General features: G+C 60.0%; 17 protein-coding genes. 9 read left to right on the plus strand and 8 right to left on the minus strand.

All coding sequences use genetic code 11. From position 1 onward, the window contains the following. Positions 1 to 204 precede the first annotated feature (204 nt). Positions 205 to 693, plus strand: coding sequence for a hypothetical protein (locus tag HY795_08735; protein ID MBI4805306.1), 489 nt, complete (start codon positions 205 to 207; stop codon positions 691 to 693). 37 nt (positions 694 to 730) lie between these two features. After that, positions 731 to 1258, plus strand: a complete 528-nt coding sequence (locus tag HY795_08740; protein ID MBI4805307.1) for a hypothetical protein — start codon at positions 731 to 733, stop codon at positions 1256 to 1258. Between the two features lie 135 nt (positions 1259 to 1393). Here HY795_08740 and HY795_08745 read toward each other — a convergent pair whose 3' ends face one another. Beyond that, the gene (locus HY795_08745; protein ID MBI4805308.1) at positions 1394 to 2365 is read right to left on the minus strand and encodes a glucokinase; all 972 of its coding nucleotides are present in this window, start codon (positions 2363 to 2365) and stop codon (positions 1394 to 1396) included. 100 nt (positions 2366 to 2465) lie between these two features. On the opposite strand from HY795_08745, the gene HY795_08750 reads away from it, so the two are divergent. Both HY795_08750 and HY795_08755 read left to right on the plus strand, forming a co-directional pair. Beyond that, entirely contained in the window at positions 2466 to 2960 is a 495-nt protein-coding gene (locus HY795_08750) for a hypothetical protein (protein MBI4805309.1), read from the plus strand. Positions 2961 to 3013: 53 nt separating this feature from the next. Further along, a complete protein-coding gene (locus HY795_08755; GenBank protein ID MBI4805310.1) occupies positions 3014 to 3490 on the plus strand; it encodes a protein tyrosine phosphatase family protein in 477 nt (158 codons plus the stop codon). Here the strand turns inward: HY795_08755 and HY795_08760 are convergent. Both HY795_08760 and HY795_08765 read right to left on the minus strand, forming a co-directional pair. Continuing rightward, a complete protein-coding gene (locus HY795_08760) occupies positions 3487 to 4821 on the minus strand; it encodes a mechanosensitive ion channel (GenBank protein MBI4805311.1) in 1335 nt (444 codons plus the stop codon). The two genes, HY795_08755 and HY795_08760, sit on opposite strands and share 4 nt — an antisense overlap. A 1-nt stretch (position 4822) precedes the next feature. Continuing rightward, positions 4823 to 5491, minus strand: coding sequence for a class I SAM-dependent methyltransferase (locus HY795_08765; protein MBI4805312.1), 669 nt, complete (start codon positions 5489 to 5491; stop codon positions 4823 to 4825). A 72-nt stretch (positions 5492 to 5563) separates the two neighbouring features. On the opposite strand from HY795_08765, the gene HY795_08770 reads away from it, so the two are divergent. From HY795_08770 to HY795_08780, 3 genes are all read left to right on the plus strand, one after another. Then, positions 5564 to 6190: a LysE family translocator gene (locus tag HY795_08770; protein ID MBI4805313.1), complete on the plus strand. Its 627-nt coding sequence runs from the start codon at positions 5564 to 5566 to the stop codon at positions 6188 to 6190. 113 nt (positions 6191 to 6303) lie between these two features. Further along, on the plus strand, positions 6304 to 7197 hold the full coding sequence (locus HY795_08775) for a carbon-nitrogen hydrolase (GenBank protein MBI4805314.1): 894 nt from the start codon (positions 6304 to 6306) through the stop codon (positions 7195 to 7197). A 152-nt stretch (positions 7198 to 7349) separates the two neighbouring features. Further along, positions 7350 to 8420: an agmatine deiminase family protein gene (locus HY795_08780; GenBank protein ID MBI4805315.1), complete on the plus strand. Its 1071-nt coding sequence runs from the start codon at positions 7350 to 7352 to the stop codon at positions 8418 to 8420. Positions 8421 to 8600: 180 nt separating this feature from the next. Here HY795_08780 and cysQ read toward each other — a convergent pair whose 3' ends face one another. Both cysQ and HY795_08790 read right to left on the minus strand, forming a co-directional pair. After that, complete coding sequence (cysQ, locus tag HY795_08785; protein ID MBI4805316.1) at positions 8601 to 9368, minus strand: 3'(2'),5'-bisphosphate nucleotidase CysQ; 768 nt, start codon at positions 9366 to 9368, stop codon at positions 8601 to 8603. Positions 9369 to 9381: 13 nt separating this feature from the next. Further along, on the minus strand, positions 9382 to 10767 hold the full coding sequence (locus HY795_08790; GenBank protein MBI4805317.1) for an ATP-binding cassette domain-containing protein: 1386 nt from the start codon (positions 10765 to 10767) through the stop codon (positions 9382 to 9384). 18 nt (positions 10768 to 10785) lie between these two features. On the opposite strand from HY795_08790, the gene HY795_08795 reads away from it, so the two are divergent. Both HY795_08795 and HY795_08800 read left to right on the plus strand, forming a co-directional pair. After that, a complete protein-coding gene (locus tag HY795_08795) occupies positions 10786 to 11355 on the plus strand; it encodes a response regulator (protein ID MBI4805318.1) in 570 nt (189 codons plus the stop codon). A gap of 7 nt (positions 11356 to 11362) precedes the next feature. Further along, positions 11363 to 13996 (plus strand): pyruvate, water dikinase, encoded by a 2634-nt coding sequence (locus tag HY795_08800; protein ID MBI4805319.1) that lies wholly within the window; start codon positions 11363 to 11365, stop codon positions 13994 to 13996. 11 nt (positions 13997 to 14007) lie between these two features. On the opposite strand, the gene HY795_08805 is transcribed toward HY795_08800, so the two are convergent. From HY795_08805 to HY795_08815, 3 genes are all read right to left on the minus strand, one after another. After that, positions 14008 to 15144: an FAD-dependent oxidoreductase gene (locus tag HY795_08805; GenBank protein ID MBI4805320.1), complete on the minus strand. Its 1137-nt coding sequence runs from the start codon at positions 15142 to 15144 to the stop codon at positions 14008 to 14010. A 168-nt stretch (positions 15145 to 15312) separates the two neighbouring features. After that, positions 15313 to 15714 carry a response regulator gene (locus HY795_08810; protein ID MBI4805321.1) on the minus strand — a complete coding sequence of 134 codons (402 nt, stop codon included), beginning with the start codon at positions 15712 to 15714 and terminating at the stop codon, positions 15313 to 15315. Between the two features lie 72 nt (positions 15715 to 15786). After that, positions 15787 to 16224 carry a hypothetical protein gene (locus HY795_08815; GenBank protein MBI4805322.1) on the minus strand — a complete coding sequence of 146 codons (438 nt, stop codon included), beginning with the start codon at positions 16222 to 16224 and terminating at the stop codon, positions 15787 to 15789. Positions 16225 to 16250: the final 26 nt, after the last annotated feature.

Genomic DNA, 16250 nt, shown 5'->3' on the forward strand with positions numbered 1-16250 from the left:
GCCTTTTCGGTTCCGAACCGGCGCTGGAATGTAATCAGGTCCATATCGTGGTAAGGTTTGGCCATGGCGAGCCTCCTCAACAGTCTAGATTCTTTCTATAAAGTATGGAAATTGCGGAGCGAAGGCAATAGCCACGTTTTTCCTAGCACAATCCGTATGTTTATTGGTATAGCTATTCCAAAGACTATTTATGCGGAGGGAAGTATGCCCATAGATACCGGCAAACTGTTTTCCGTTGTCAAGGCACTTAATCCTCAAGGATTCTCATTGGGCTTAATGCCCAAGGTAACCCACGGCTCCTTCAATGAGAAGGTGCACCTGCGCTGGCTCGGCCCCAATCGGTTCGAGTTCTTTCAACCAACAGGAGCCCCTCCCTTTTCATTCACCCGGCACACCGGGGAGAACATCATTCCTGGAGACATGCTTACTGACGGAGGGAGCATTCCACAGTTGTTCCAAGGGATTCCCGGTTTCTCTCCCTGGGAGTACGGTCCCGCTTTCATCATTCACGACTGGGAGTTTCAACAGCATGACCAAGGCGCTCCCAAGAGTTTTGAGGAGGCAAACCTCACCCTAGCCGAAGGCATCTGGACCCTTATGACGCAGGGAATTGCCCGCAAGGACAAAGTGGTACTTACCGCAATTTGGGCTGCCGTATCATCCCCGGTGGGAAGGCATATTTGGGATTCGTAGACTGAAAAGACACTTTCAATCCACGGAGGTGCTTGTCATGACGTCACAGTGGGAAAAATTGGGGAAGGTTTTGAAAGACAAGGCCCCGGAACTTGCCTCTGCTTTTTGCAGCCAAGACACCCGTCAAGGAGAAGCGGCCGCAGAGATCCTGAACATGATCCTAGCTGGAAAGGTCTCTTTAGTTGAATTACCGGCCATGATTGAAGAAGGCGAGGTTGTTGCAGCAGTTAAGGCAGCAAACACTATCTTCAAGAAGTACATTCTTGCTCAAGAGAAAAAAAGCGTTATCGACATATACGGTCCAGAGATCACAACAAAAACCAACCGGAACTTGGTCATCATCGCCTCAATTATAACAATCTCCTTCGCTATTATTTTTATCCTGATTTTAACAAAAGGTTTTGGACAACTCGACAAGGATACCTTCTCTAACAACGGTCCCCTCGGGATGCTCATTGGCGCGTTGATTTCTGCGTTTACTACAGTAGTGCAATATTTCTTTGGCTCCAGCGCATCGGGAAACCAAAAGGACGCTATGCTCTGGACTTCTTCTCCACCCAAGTAAGGATTCCATTTCTCTGGGGAGCATAAGGCCGGGGACATCCATTTGGAAGCCTCGTCCCGGGAACGCCCAGTCGCGAACATTGCCGAACTGAGAAGTACTGTTTTCTTTCCGCATGTGTAGGTCCATCAGCCAAACCTAAGAACACACGTTCAGTCCACGCGCCAGCAGCTTCAAACCGTGGGACGCTGCTCCCCAGAGCGCAACTTGTTGGTCAGTGACCAGGCGAATGGGCACCCTGGCCAACAAGTCAGAATGAGTGGCGCTTGAGAGGAATTCCTTCATGAACGCGGGGTGGATGAGCAGCAGATGGTTCCTGGTCACCACCCCTCCTGAGATGAAAAGCCCCCCCCGGGCCAGGACCTCCAGCACGTAATCCCGGCAGGCCCGGCCAAAGAATCTCGCGAACCATGCGGCTGTTGGCGACTCAGGAGTAAGTTTTGCGGCCACCTCGGCCGGGGCGAGTTTTTCCCCGGTCAGGAAAAGATGAATCAAGGCCAGCCCTGATCCAGAAACCACGCTCTCCCAGCGAACGTATGGTTCCCCCAGAACTTCAAGCGCGAATTCCTGAAAGCGGTGTTCCAGGTCACCGGTAACGGGGAGCGCCGCGTGCCCGCCCTCGGAAGCGCACAGTGCGTAGCCCTCGCTGCCAACCGGCACCAGGGCCGTTTTGCCAAGGCCTGTTCCAGGCCCGATCACCGCCTGGGTCAAGCTGACGTCCATTCGTCCCGGAGTCACTGTCGTGGAACGCTCTTCCCAAAAAAGGCGGCAGCCGTGCGCTTGGGCCGCGAAATCGTTCATCATGACTGTCCGCTTCGGGAGAAAACCGGACGGAAGATCGTCCAGATCCATGATATAGCCGATGTTGGGCGGGCGGCAGAAACGATCGCCCTCAACCGGCCCGGCCACGGCCAGCACGGCCGCCTGCAAAGAAGGCTCACCGAGGCCGGAGAGCGCTTCTCCTATGAGATCACGAAAACTGTCGAATCCCGATGTGACAAGCTTCACCTGCTTCAGGAGCTCAAGGTTATCCCCGGAAGAGAACAGGGCGAAACGGCTGTTCGTCCCCCCGATATCGGCCGCCAGTATGTGTGAAGTTTCCTTGCCCATCGTTGGTTTCTAGGTGGATTCGCTTTGGGGGGCAAGGCCGTGGTTGTCAAAACCGTAAGATTCTGGAAAATACGGGTACCGGACAACTTGAGGAGGCATCATGCGCGCACGCGCCCTGTTTACCGCTGTTTTCTTCGCCCTTGCCCTGGCTGGTAAGGCCCACGCCGAGCCCGTCAACTTCAAGGAACTCATCCCGCTGGTGAGCATCAACATTCCGGGCTGGACCCCTGGCACGCCCAACGGCACAACCGTGAAAGCCCCGGTTGAGGCCAGCGAGGCGGCCCTGGAATTCACCAAGGGGGACGCCAGCCTTGAAGTGGCCATTTTCGATGGAGGCCCTGCCCTTGGTTCAGCCACTGCCATGGTCAGCCAAGTGGACATGGAGAGCACCGAGGAAGTCATCAAGTCCCTGACCATCAAGGGATTCAAGGCCACCCTCTATCTGAACCTCAAAGAGAAAGAGTCGGATTTGGTGATCATGGTGCCCCCCCGGTTCGCAGTGACCGTGCACCTGTCCGGCGCATCGGATACCGAACTCTTGAAAAGCACGGCAGCCCAGATCGACCTGGCCAAGCTGTCCACCCTGGGGAAATAGCGAGCGTAGGTCCGGCCGAGAAGGCCGAAGATGCAACCTGAAGTGATCGCTCCATGATGAGTTCACAAGACATTCTGAACTTCACCACAATCGACGAACGGCTGGCCTCTTCAGGCCAGCCCATGCCTGAGCACTTTCCCATCCTTGCTGACGAAGGTTTCGAGGCCATCATCAACCTGGCCACCAACGCGTCCACCGGCCACCTGCCCAAGGAGCCCGAGCTGTGCTCCATGGCCGGACTTCAATTCACCTGGCTGCCCGTTGCCTGGGACGCACCGACCGTGGAGGACTACCTGGCCTTTCAGGACTGGCTGGACGCCCACCGCCACCGCAAGGTGCTGGTCCATTGCGCCAAGAACTGGCGCGCGTCCCTGTTCTGCGCTCTGTACCGGGTTATCCGTGAGGGGCTCGATCCGGCCAGCGCATGGGATGAAGTGCTCGGAGTCTGGGAGCCTGACGAGGTGTGGTCCAAGCTGGCCCGAAAGGTGCTCGCCCAGGCCGCCCCCGGGGTGGCGCCAACCTCTTTCTAGCTTTCCCCGTCCTGCTGTCCGCCTTGCCCGGGAGTCACGTATTCCACCTGAACCTTCAGGGGGTCCTTCACGTGCAGGTCCCTCTGCGGGAAGGGGAACTCGATTCCATTCTGGGTAAAGAAATCCCACATGGAAGTCTGGATGGCACTGGCAACGTTGGCCACTCCCCGCTCAGGATGCACCATCCAAACCCGAAGCTCCAGCACGATGCCGTCCTTTCCGAATTCCTTGAGGAGCACGTTGGGCGAGGGGTTGGCGAGCACACGCTCTTTGTCTTCTGTGGACTTGAGCATGAGTTCCATGGCCAGTTTCAAGTCGGTGGAATAGGCCACTGCCACGGGGATCTTCAACCGCACGCTGGGCCCGGTGAAGGTCCAGTTCACCACCTTCTCCTGAACGAGTTCGTCGTTGGGGATGAGGTACGACTTGCCGTCGCGGGTGACCATGGAAGCGAAACGCGCGTTCATGGACTCCACCCGGCCGTAGACGCCGCCCACTTCGATCACGTCCCCGGGCTTTATGGAATTGTCCAGCAAGAGGACCACGCCACTCACCAGGTTCGACACCACCTTCTGAAGGCCGATGCCGATCCCCAAGCCAACGGCGCCGCTGAACACCGTGAGCATTTGCAGGTTGATGCCCACCAAATCGAGGGCTGTCACAAAGGCCACGATGTAGAACCCGGCCTTGGTGAGTTTGATCATGAGCACCCTGACCCTGGGCTTCATCTCGGCCACTCGTTCCAGGCCTGCCTCCATCAGGGCACAGAACTTGTTTATGAGCGGCAGCATCACTGCCAGAAGCAGCACTGCCTTGACGATCTCCAGCACCGAGACCCTCTCGTTGTCGAAGGTCAGGGCCAACTTGTCCATGTAGGCCAGCATGGGATCGAGAATCCCCAGCACCTCAAGAAAAAAAGCACCCACAACAGCCGCGGTCACAGCTTTGGTCCATCCGGGAGGCAACAGGATGGACGCGAACAGCTGTATTACCAGCCAAGCCTCGGAAAACTTTATGCCGAATTCGGTCACGGCCAAGGGCCAACCCCGTGCCATGGAACTCCAGTAGACCACCTGGATCAACAACAGGCCAAAAAGCGGCGTGAGAAGCGATGAGAGCCTTGTGTCCACCCAGTCCTTCAGGCCGGGTTTGTCCAAACTTACATTGCCGAGCTTGGCGCACAGCTGCCTTGCCAGCAGGTATCCCAAAGCGGCCGCGCCCAGGAGGGCCAAGGCCTGCCAGAGTGCGCCCATGTGCCAGAAGTGGGTCTGGAACCACTCCGCCAGGTTGGCCTGCCCGTGAAAAACTTCCTTGAAGCGTGCACCCTCCATGTCAGCTCTCCTTCTTCACGGCCAAGCTCACCCCATCCCCGACCGCAGTCAGACATGCGTCCACCCTGGAATCGCAGCGTAAAAAATCGTTGAAGGCCCTGACGGCCCGGGTGTCCGGATCATCCACGGCCTGGTCGATCACCCGGCCGTACCACAGAGTGTTGTCCACAACGATCAACCCGCCGGGACGCAACAGGGTAAGGCAACGCTCGTAGTAGTTCCGGTAGTTCACCTTGTCCGCGTCGATGAAGGCCATGTCGAAGGTTTCAGCGAAACCCGATGCCAGCACAGTGTCCAGGGTGGCCAGTGCCGGAGCCAGGCGCAGCTCGATCTTTCGTTCCACCCCGGCCTCGCTCCAGTAGCGCCTGGCCACGCTTGTCCAGGATTCGGAGATGTCGCAAGCCAGCAGGTATCCGTCTTCGGGCAGGGCCAGGGCAGTACACAGGGAGCTGTATCCGGTGTAGACTCCTATCTCTATGGCTCGCCGTGCCTGGATGAGTTTCACCAGGAGCATGAGAAAGCGTCCCTGGTCCCAGCCTATGCGCATATTCGCCTTGGGGTCGGTGTCGGTCTCGGCCCCCAGGCGCTTCAAAATGTCCGGTTCATCGGGCTGCATGGCCCGCACATAGGCGATAAGGTCCTCGGTGATGCACAGAGGCTTGGTGGTCATGGCTGCTCCGCGTCTTGACAAGGTGCTCTGCCTGGGTTTTCTAGCACCTCCTCCATCCGGAAGAAACCGCCCATGCACGACGTTCTTACTTTTCTGCTCACCGGCACCACCCTGGGTCTGGCCGCCAGCCTGACACCCGGCCCTTTGCAGGCGCTCATCTGCGTGCAGACCATCACCCACGGTCCGCGCGAAGGCGCCAGGGTTGGCATGGCTCCGCTGTTCACGGACCTACCGGTGATGGCCCTGTGCCTGCTGGTGCTGGAAGCGCTTTCCAGCCAGGCATGGCTCATGGGGGCGATATCACTCATCGGGGGAGCGGTTGTGATGCGCTTCGGCTGGGGGTCAATGACGGCCAAGCCGGTGGACCTTGCCGGAGTGCCCACCCAGGCCAAGAGCTGGCGCAAAGGCCTGGCCACCAACATCTTAAACCCCAAGATGATCCTGTTCTGGGGAACGGTGGGTTCGCCCACCCTGCTTGCGGCCTATAAAAGCTCACTCGCAGCCGCCGCTGCTTTCCTTTTGAGCTTCTACCTTCTGCTTGTCGGCACCAACATCGCCCTGGCTTGGCTCTCCGGAAGGTTCTCGCGTTTTCTGTCCGGCCCTGGCTACGTCTGGACCATGCGGGTGCTTGGGGCGCTCCTCATGCTTTTGGCAGCCCACATGGTCTGGGACGGGCTTTCGCGCCTGGGTATCGCTTAAATCATTGCCGCAATACATCCGGGTTGCCCGGTGATGTATGCGAGGCACTTGTTCCCCGCGCCCCCACAGGTTATCAACTTTTTCTCAGCTCCGAGTATCAGCGAGGTACCCCCATGCCCCATCACAAGCCCTTCACAGTAGCCCTCATACAGATGGCCCCGGCCGACACCCCGAGCCGTTCCATAGAAAAGGCCGCCGACCTCTGCGCCCAGGCCGAGAAACAGGGAGCCAAGCTCCTGTGCCTGCCGGAGCTCTTCGCCACCCCCTATTTCTGCCAGACCGAGGACCACGCCCACTTCTCCCTGGCCGAGCCCATTCCCGGCCCGACCACGGACGCACTGGGCAAGGCCGCCAAGCTCTCCTCGGCCACCATCATCGCCCCCATCTTCGAGCGCCGGGCCGCCGGGCTCTACCACAACTCCCTGGCCGTCGTCGGTCCAGACGCGGGCATCATCGGTGTGTACCGCAAGATGCACATCCCGGACGACCCGCTCTTCTACGAAAAATTCTACTTCGCCCCGGGCGACCTGGGGTTCAAGCGCTTCGACACTCCTGTCGGCCCGGTGGGCACCCTAATCTGCTGGGACCAGTGGTACCCCGAAGCCGCGCGCCTCACCGCCATGCGCGGCTCCAATATCATCTTCTACCCCACGGCCATCGGTTGGCACCCTTCCGAAAAGGCCCAGTACGGGGTCGAACAGCGAGACGCCTGGATCACCATCCAGCGCGCCCACGCCATTGCCAACGGCTGCTACGTGGCCGCAGTGAACCGCGTGGGGCACGAAATTCCGGAAACGGGCGGCGACGGCCTGGAATTCTGGGGATCGAGCTTCATCTGCGGACCAATGGGCACCATTCTCGCCCAGGCCTCCACCGACAAGGAGGAGATCATCCTGGCCGAGGTGAACCCCAAGCAGGTGGACACCACCCGCACCCACTGGCCCTTCCTGCGAGACCGCAGAATTGATGCGTACGGGCCGCTGGAGAAGAGATTCATCGACGAGTAGGAGAAGACCGGGGGAAACCTAAGTGAACAAAAGGTTTCCCCTGCCCCCTTCCAAAAAACTTTAGCAAGCTTCGCGTCTGTCTCGAAAATACGTCGCGAAGCCGTATGGGAGTGCAGAGGGCGAAAGCCCTTTGCCCACCGGAGGCTTCTTACATGACCATGTCCGCCGACTACCGCCTTCCCGCAGAATGGGAGCCCCATGCAGCAACCTGGATTGCCTGGCCCAAGAACTCCAACGACTGGCCCGGCAAGTTCCACCCCATAGGCTGGGTGTTCGGCGAGATAGTGCGCAAGCTCGCCCCCTACGAGAAGGTGCGCATCCTGGTGGACGACGCCCTCTGGGAGGCTAAAGCCAGGCGCGTACTTGCCAAGGTGGGAGTGGACGCCTCACGCGTGCATTTCTACCATATCCCCACCGACCGTGGCTGGTGCCGGGACATGCTCCCGGCCTTCACCGTGCGCCAGAAGTCGCCCCGCGCCCGGGCCGTGCGCTTCGTCTTCACGGGCTGGGCCAAGTACTCCGACCATACCCTGGACGCCGCAGCCACCGCCAAGGTTGCCGAGGCTCTCAAAATCCCGGCCGTGGACGCTGTGCTGGGCGAACGCACCGTGGTGCTGGAGGGCGGCGGCATCGACTGCAACGGCCAGGGTGTGCTGCTGACCACCGAGGAATGTTTCCTGGACCCCGTCACCCAGGTGCGAAATCCGGGCATGGCGGCCAAGGACTACGAGCAGGTGTTCAAGAAGTATCTGGGAATCAAGCAGGTGGTCTGGCTTGGCCAGGGCATCGCTGGCGACGACACCCACGGTCACGTTGACGACCTATGCCGCTTCGTGGGGCCCCGCACCGTTGTACTGTGCAAGGAAAACGACCCTTCGGACGCCAACTACCGCCCCCTGCAGGAGAACCGGGAAAGGCTGGAGGGAGTGAGACTCGCGGACGGCGGCACGCTCGAGGTGATCGGCCTGCCCATGCCCGAGCCGCTCTTTTTCGACGGGGTAAGGGTCCCGGCCAGCTATGCGAATTTCTATATCGCCAACGGCACCGTGCTGGTGCCTACCTTCAACGACATATTCGACCGCAAGGCCCTGGGGATTCTAAGCGAGTGTTTCCCGGACCGGGATGTGGTGGGCATTCATGCCGTTGATCTTGTCTGGGGCTTCGGCACCCTGCACTGCCTGACCCACGAACAACCGGCCACCGGTCATTTGGGAGAAGAATAAAGAGGTAGAAAGCGGGGCTCCGCCCCGCCCCCCGCCAGGGGAAATGATTTCCCCTGGACCCCTCAATTCGTTTGCGCCCGATTTTCCGGCATGCCGGGAAATCGGGCGCAAACAATATGGGATTCCAAAGGGGCTTGGCCCCTTTGGCCGCCGGAGGCCTCTTCAACTCCAACAATCCAGCTATTCCACCCACCCCTTGGCTTCGAAACCGCCGTTCACCAGCTCTTCCTTGTTGTACAAAAATTCGCCGCCCCCCATGGCCTGAAAGCTCCCGCCAGCACCAAGGACAATGGCGTGCCCCGCGGCCGTGTCCCACTCCCAGGTGCGGTTGAATCGCGGATACAGGTGTGCCGCGCCCTCGGCCACCAGCCCGAGCTTCAAGGCTGATCCGGCCGCCACCATCCTGTGGTTCGGGAAGCGCTCAAGGTAGGCGGTCAAGCGCTCATCCGGGTGCGACCGGCTCCCAACCACGAGCAGAGGTTCCCCTGACTTTGGCGCATGGGCATGAATGGTCTGTTTCTCTCCGCCCTGGTACTTTAGGCTGCCCATGCCAGGCCCCCCGGCATAGAGGGTGTCCGTCACGGGCACGTACAAAACACCGAACACGGGCCTGCAATTCTCCACCAACCCGATGTTCACAGAAAATTCGCCGTTTCGCTTCACGAATTCCTTGGTGCCGTCCAGAGGATCCACCAGCCAGAAACGCTTCCACTTCCGACGCTCGCTGTAGGCTGGTTTGGGCGTCTCCTCGGACAATACCGGTATGTCCGGGTGCAGCGCCGCCAACGACTGGAGAATGATCTCGTTGGAGGCTCTGTCCGCCCTGGTGATCGGGGACTGATCGTCCTTTAATTCCACCTCGAAATCCGTTGAGTAGATCTGCATGATTGCCTGCCCGGCCAGGCGGGCCACGGCGCAGATGGCGTCGTAATCGATCGTGGAGGGCATGTCGGCTCCCTTTCTAAGGGTTGTAGGCGCCCAAAGCTTCTGTCACTGGGCCCGAGGCAAGTATGCGGCCGTGCTCGAGAACCAGGGCGTGATTCACGGCCGAGGGAATCTCAAGCGGATTGTGGGTGACCATCACCAGATTCTTGCCGTGGGCGGCAAGGTCGTCCAGGAGGGCCAAAATTCCGCTTCGAGCCCGTGGGTCTAGACCCCCCAGCGGCTCGTCCAGCAGGATGACCTCTGGGTCAAAGGCCAGGGCCCTGCCGATCATGGTTTTTCGGGCCTGCCCCTGCGACAGGGTGGACATAGGCCTGTCCGCCAGAGGTGACAGCCCCAGCCTGTCCATCCAGCTCGCGGCCGTGGCCAGCATGTCGGGGGTTGGTTCCTCGTAGAGCCCGAAGCTGCCGAAAAAGCCGGAGACAAGCGCTTCGCGCACCGTGAATCCGTGAGGATATTCCGCCTGCCATTCCCAGGAGACAAGGCCGATATGGGAGCGCAAATCCCACAAGCTGACCGGTTCCGCCAGGCCGAATCGCGTTATGCTGCCCGAAGCGGGATGCAGATCCCCGGCCAAAAGTTTCACGAAGCTCGACTTTCCAGCACCGTTTCGCCCGGCCACAACCCAATGCTGGCCCGGCTCAAGGGTCCAGTTGATGTCCGTGAGCACCTCGTTGCCGGAAAGAACCACACTTGCTTCACGCACTTCCAGGAGCGCCGGACCGGGAGGTGCCTTTGCTGGAACGGCCCGGCGAGCTTGCCGGACAGGAGAATGGCGTTTCGCCATTTCCTTGAGGCTGCCGCGCATCACCGCCCTGCCGTCCTCAAGCAGCGTGGCGTCAAAGCCCAAGTCAGGCAGGCTCGCGGGATGGTGGGTAGCGGCCGCCAATCCGACTCCCTGCCCGGCCAGCCGCTCCAACACACTGTGCAGCAGCCTTCTGGAAGAGACGTCCAGACCGTCGGTGGCCTCGTCCAGAAAAAGCCACTGCGGAGAGCGAACCATGGCCCTGGCCAAAAGAACAGCCATTGCCTGCCCCTGGGACAGTTCCTGGAACGGACGGTAGGCAAGCTCGGAGAGGCCCAGGGTTTCGAGTGCTTCCAGGGCGAGGCGCCGCTCATCTTCGCCCACTGTGCCGGAAGGTAGCGGGGAATCCGTCAGCCCGGACACAGCAATCAGCCAGCCCGAAGGGTTCCAGCCTCTGCGCCGATACAGGTCGCGCAGGTCGGCCCCGGCAAGACCGATTCGTTCGCGAGCTTCTATGGGGCTTGGCGTGACCTGCCCATCCACGATGTAGAGCCGTTGCCCCGCGTAGCCGCCGCCCGGAAGCTGATCTGGCCAGATTTCTCCGCGGGCAAGACGCAACAAGGTGGACTTCCCGGCTCCGTTGCCGCCCACCAAAGCCACTCTCCCTCCCGGGGGAAGATGCCACGATACACTGTCCAGGATGGGGGTGCCGCTGCGGCTCACCCGGACGTTGTCGAGTATGATCTCAAGACTCATGACCAACGGGATGTATCTCCGGGCCGGTCAAAAGGCCATACCCACGACCGCCTTGCATTTCGCGAGGTAAAGAGTAATTTTAAAACTCGTCTTGCCCAGGAGGATTTCGCCGTGAGCACGTGCAGGGTTTTGCTAGTGGATGACGAGGCCGAATTCATCGATACTTTGGGGAAACGCCTTTCCCGTCGTGGACTTACCGTCCACCTGGCACATTCCGGGCAGGAGGCCCTGGACACCGTGACTGCCCAGGAACTCGACGTGGTGGTGCTGGACGTGAAGATGCCTGGCATGGACGGCATCGAGGCACTGCAGAAGATCAAGGCCGTAAAGCCCGAACTCGAGGTGGTCATGCTCACCGCCCACGCCAATGTTGAGGTGGCCATGCGCGGCATGGAACTTGGAGCCTTCGACTACCTCATGAAACCCGTGGAGCTGGACGATCTGCTGTACAAGATCCAGGATGCCAACAAGAAGAAATGTCTGACGGGCTGATTCATCCGTGTTCACACGCCTGAAAACATTCTTCTCGAACCTGGTCGGCGGTGGCGAAGACTTGCGCCATGGTCTTTCCGACGAGGAGATTCTGGCCGAGTTCAAGAAACGCTACCACAATTTCCGGCTGCTTTTAACGGCCAACAAGAAAACCTTGGCCATCATGAGCGAGATGGAGCAGGCCATGCGCGGCCAGTTCATCTTCGGCATGTCCTTCGTGCGTTCCCAGGCCACGGCCGCTTCGGTCAACGTCTTCCGCATCGTCAAACACCTCTCGGAGATCGCACCGTCAAAATACGACGTGCTTTTTGACCGCCTAAAGGACATCCAGTCCCAGATCGGGGCCGTGCTGGACCGCCAGCCCCAGACCGTTGCCACTGAACTGGTGCTGCCTCTGGAAGAGGTGGGAAGGGAAAAAGCCGACCAGGTGGGCTCCAAGATGGCCAACCTGGGCGATATCATGACCCGGCTGAACCTCCCGGTTCCCGCCGGATTCGCCGTAACCTCGCTGGCCTACGCCCGTTTCATGGAGGACACGGGCCTCCTGGAAGAGGTCAACCGCATGATACAGGCAGTGGGCGCGGACGACCATGCCACGCTCTTGCCGCTGTGCTCGCAGATACAGCAGATGATCGTGAATGCCGAGCTTCCCCAGAGCGTGGCCGACGCGCTCACCGAAGCATATAAAAAGCTTGAATCTAAGACCATGCCCGGGGTGCGGGTTTCCCTGCGCTCAAGCGCCCTTGGAGAGGACGCCCTGGGGCAGTCCTTTGCCGGCCAGTTTCGCAGCGTCTTGAATGTAAGCGCCGAGGAACTTCTCATCACCTACAAGGAAATCGTGGCCAGCAAGTACAGCCCCCAGGCCGTGACCTACCGCCTGGCCAAGGGCATTCCCGACGAAGACGTGGCCATGTGCGTTGGCTGCATGGCCATGATCCACGCCAGGGCCGGCGGGGTCATCTACTCGCGCAACCCCATGTCCATCCGTGACGACGAGGTCTTCATCCACTCGTCCTGGGGCCTGGCCAAGACCGTGGTGGACGGGGCCGTGGCCTCGGACCTGTTCGTGATAAAAAGAGGCTCCCCCCCGAAGCTGGTGGACAGCCACATCTCCGTCAAGGACCGCATCTACAAGTGCGACGACGTTGCGGGCGTATGCCGCCAGGAGGAAGCCGGCCCTCTGGCCGGGCAACCAAGCCTCACCGAGGAGGAAGCCCTGCGCCTGGGCGAGATCGCCATCGCCCTGGACAAGACCTACGCGGAGCCCTTGGACATCGAATGGGCCATGGACGAGGACCGGCAAATCTTTCTTCTTCAGTGCCGGCCCTTGAAACAAATGGAGACCGGGCGGGCCAAGCGGCCTGAAGGCCAATTCGGCAAACCGCTGCTCTCCGGCGGAGTTACCGGAAGTCCGGGAGTGGCCGCAGGAAAAATTCACCTGGTCCGGCGCGACATGGACATGCTCACCTTTCCCGATGGCGGGGTTCTTCTCTGCGCCGAGGCCTTGCCGCGCTGGGCCACGCTTCTGAGCAAAGCCTCGGCCGTCATCGCCGAACGAGGCAGTTCCGCAGGGCACCTCTCCAACGTGGCCCGCGAATTCGGCGTGCCCGCGCTCATGGGTGTGGAAGGTGCTGTGGCCGCGCTCTCCGGAAAATCCGAGGTCACCGTGGACGCGGACGGCCTGGCTGTCTACTCCGGGAAGGTCGAAGGTCTTCTGGCCCTGGCACCGCCCAAAGAGGAACACCACAACCTCCTCTCGCCCATGCACGCCATTCTGCGGGACGTTCTGGACCTTGTGGCCCCCCTCAACCTTCTGGACCCAGGCTCGCCGGAGTTCATTCCGGAGAACTGCAAGACTCTCCACGACATCACCCGCTTCTCCCACGAAAAATCCGTGGTGGAGATGTTCCGTTTCGGCCAGGATTTCCAGTTCTCCAAACGGGCCTCAAAGCAGCTCAAGTACCGTGTTCCCATGAAATGGTTCTTCGTGAACTTAGACGACGGTTTCACCCATGAGGTGAAGGGCAAATACGTCACCATGGAGGATATCGCCTGCGACCCGGTCCACGCCCTGTGGGAGGGGTTCGTGGCCGTACCCTGGGAGGGCCCTCCTCCGGTGGACGCGGCTGGCCTTCTACACATCGTGGCCCACTCCACTGTGAACCGGAATATCGCCCATGTGGACCAGGAATACGCGCAGGGTAATTATTTCATGATCTCCAGGCATTACATGTGCCTGAGTTCGCGCTTTGGCTACCACTTCTGCACCGTGGAAGCCCTGGTGGATGAACGGGAGAATGAAAACTACGTGAGCTTCCAGTTAAAGGGCGGAGCCGCTGAGCAGGACCGGCGCGCACGAAGAGCCCGGTTCGTGTCCGAGGTGCTCGAAAGCTACAATTTCCGGGTGGAGAGACAAGTCGACGAAATGCGGGCCGTGTACGCCAAGGGCCCCATGGACGTGATGCTCGATAGGCTCCGGGTGATCGGCTATCTCTTGATGCACACCAGGCAGCTGGACATGGTCATGACCAACGAGGCCCTGGTGGCGCACTACCGGCAGCGTTTCGACAATGAGATCGGGGAGATCCTGCGTGAGGCCGGGGAAAAGCACATGGCCGAGGTGATGAGGGAGATGGCCTAAACATTGGCCGGCTACTCCTCTTCTTCCAGCTCCCCGCTTATCTGAAACTTCTTCATGAAGGCCCGGTCGATGCGGTCCTTCAGCCAGAACGCGGTCTGCCCCTCGTAGGCAAGCCACCCCTTGCCCAGAATTCCCCGGCCGTCGCCGCAGTTGAGTATCAGCAGATACCCCCCGGCGGTGCCGGTGAACTCCATGAGATCCCCACCGCCCAGCGCGGCCATCAGGTTCTGGTGCAGCACTGGGTTCTGCCGCACCGGGTAAACCCCGACCTTGTCCAGCTCCTTGGGTTCGAAACTGATGCAGTCCCCTCCGCCAAAGATGTTCGGATGGCTGACGCTCCGCAAATACTTGTCCACCAGGAGGCCACCCTTGGGACCCATCTTTACCCCGAAGCGCTTCAAGTCAGGCTGGGGCAACACGCCGATTGCCAAGAACGCCACGTCGTAAGGCACCTTCAACCCATCAGTAAGTATGGCCTCGGATTCATCCAGGCGCGACACGCCAAGCCCCTCGAATATTTTGATGCCCCGCCTGGCCAGCGACCTGTAGGCCAGCTGCCGCACTCTTTCCGGGAACCGTTTGAGCATGACCGAGCCCGGCGCGATGGACACGTCAGGAGTCTCCATGCAGCCACAATTTATCAACTGGCAGGCGTTCCCGGCCAGTTCGAATCCGGCCGGACCGCCGCCGATCACCAGCACCTTTGGGGTGCGCCCGCTCTTAAGCACCTCCTCGAGGCGGAGCTTGGCCTTGAGCAGGTTGTCGATGGGCTTTACCGGAAAAACCCCGGGCCTGCCGGAACCCGTCACCTTGGTCGGCGGCAGCGAACCGGTGTTGAAGGAGCAGACATCGTAGCCCACGGACATGTCGTTTTCCAGGTGGACAACGTTCTTCTCCGGTTCAATTGATACGGCCCTGCTCCGGATGAAGGTCGCTCCGCCTTGCTCAGCCATTTTGCGTACATGGAACCGGCATTCCTGAGGGGAATAATAGCCGGAGAGCATTCCCGGCCCCATTCCGGAATAATAGTGGTAGTCGGCCGGGCTCACCAGAGTGACGTGGTGTCCGGCGTCCTGATAGGCGGCGAGGTTCGCGAGAACCGTGAGGTGGGCGTGCCCGCCGCCCACGAGCAGAAGGTGTTTTCCCATGATCTCATCATGAGGGAAAGTCTGGGAGTTGGCAAGAGGCGATGACCACGAAAGCCCCACAGCGGAAATCGCAGCAAGGTTCTGCCTCAAAAAAAACGGACGGGAGATTTAAAAAGGATGCTGCCCTGCCCAAAGCAGGACGCGTAAAAAGAATGCGTCAGGCCCTGGCTACTCGTTTATGAGTTCGAGCCTTTTGAGCTCCGCGAGCAGGGCCTTCTCCTCGACGGGCTTCTGGAGGAAGGCAACCGCGTCGCCCAAGAACATGGCGTTGTGGGTGTCTTCAGCATCCTCGAGAACCGAGGTGATGATGATCTTGGCCCAACCGCCCCTGTCGATGCCGTGGTCCTTCTCCACCTCGCGGATCTCGCGCATAGCCTCGGCCCCGTCGACCTCAGGCATGCGCAAATCCATGCAGATCAGGTCGTAGGGTTTCTTTTCCTTGAGGGCCAGGTGAAAGGCCATGACAGCCTCCTCCCCATTTTCAGCCACGTCACAGACGGCATAGGGGTGGAGAATGTATTCCAGGAAGCTACGGCTGTAGTAATCGTCATCGACGATAAGCACGCGCATGTCCGTCTCCGGAGTTTGGCTGGCAATTTCAGGAGGATGCGCAAAGGGTCTAGCGCCCAGGTCCATGGGCTGTCAAGGCTGCTGGAATGGAATGAGATTCATGGTGTTTCCCGCGCAGTGACAATTCGAGTCATAGCGGGCCACATATTCAAGCCGTGACCGCAAGCAGCTGACCTGCCCGTCCTCGAACACCACCCAGACCCGGCCATACCCCAGGCACACATAGCGGCCGGATTGGACCGACGCCGCAACTCCGCGCGGCTCACCCAAAAAGCCCCGCACTTCGGCCATACCCATGCCGGGCCGTACGTATTTCCTTACCAGCTCTTCGTCGTCGCCAAGCTTCGTCTGAAGATCCCTGCCCTGCTCCTCGGCCTTGGCCTTGCGCTCGTGAAGCGACGGGGCTTCAGGCGAACCTGGCGTCGTTGGCCACACGTTTCCCCCCTGCTGGGCCCAGGCGGGAAGAGTAATGGCCAGTAAGGCAAGCAATGGCATCAACCGTTTGATCATGCCCCGAGCTACCATTTCCTTTGGAG

The sequence above is a fragment of the Desulfovibrio sp. genome (assembly GCA_016208105.1).
In the GTDB taxonomy this organism is placed as follows: Bacteria; Desulfobacterota; Desulfovibrionia; order Desulfovibrionales; family Desulfovibrionaceae; genus Fundidesulfovibrio.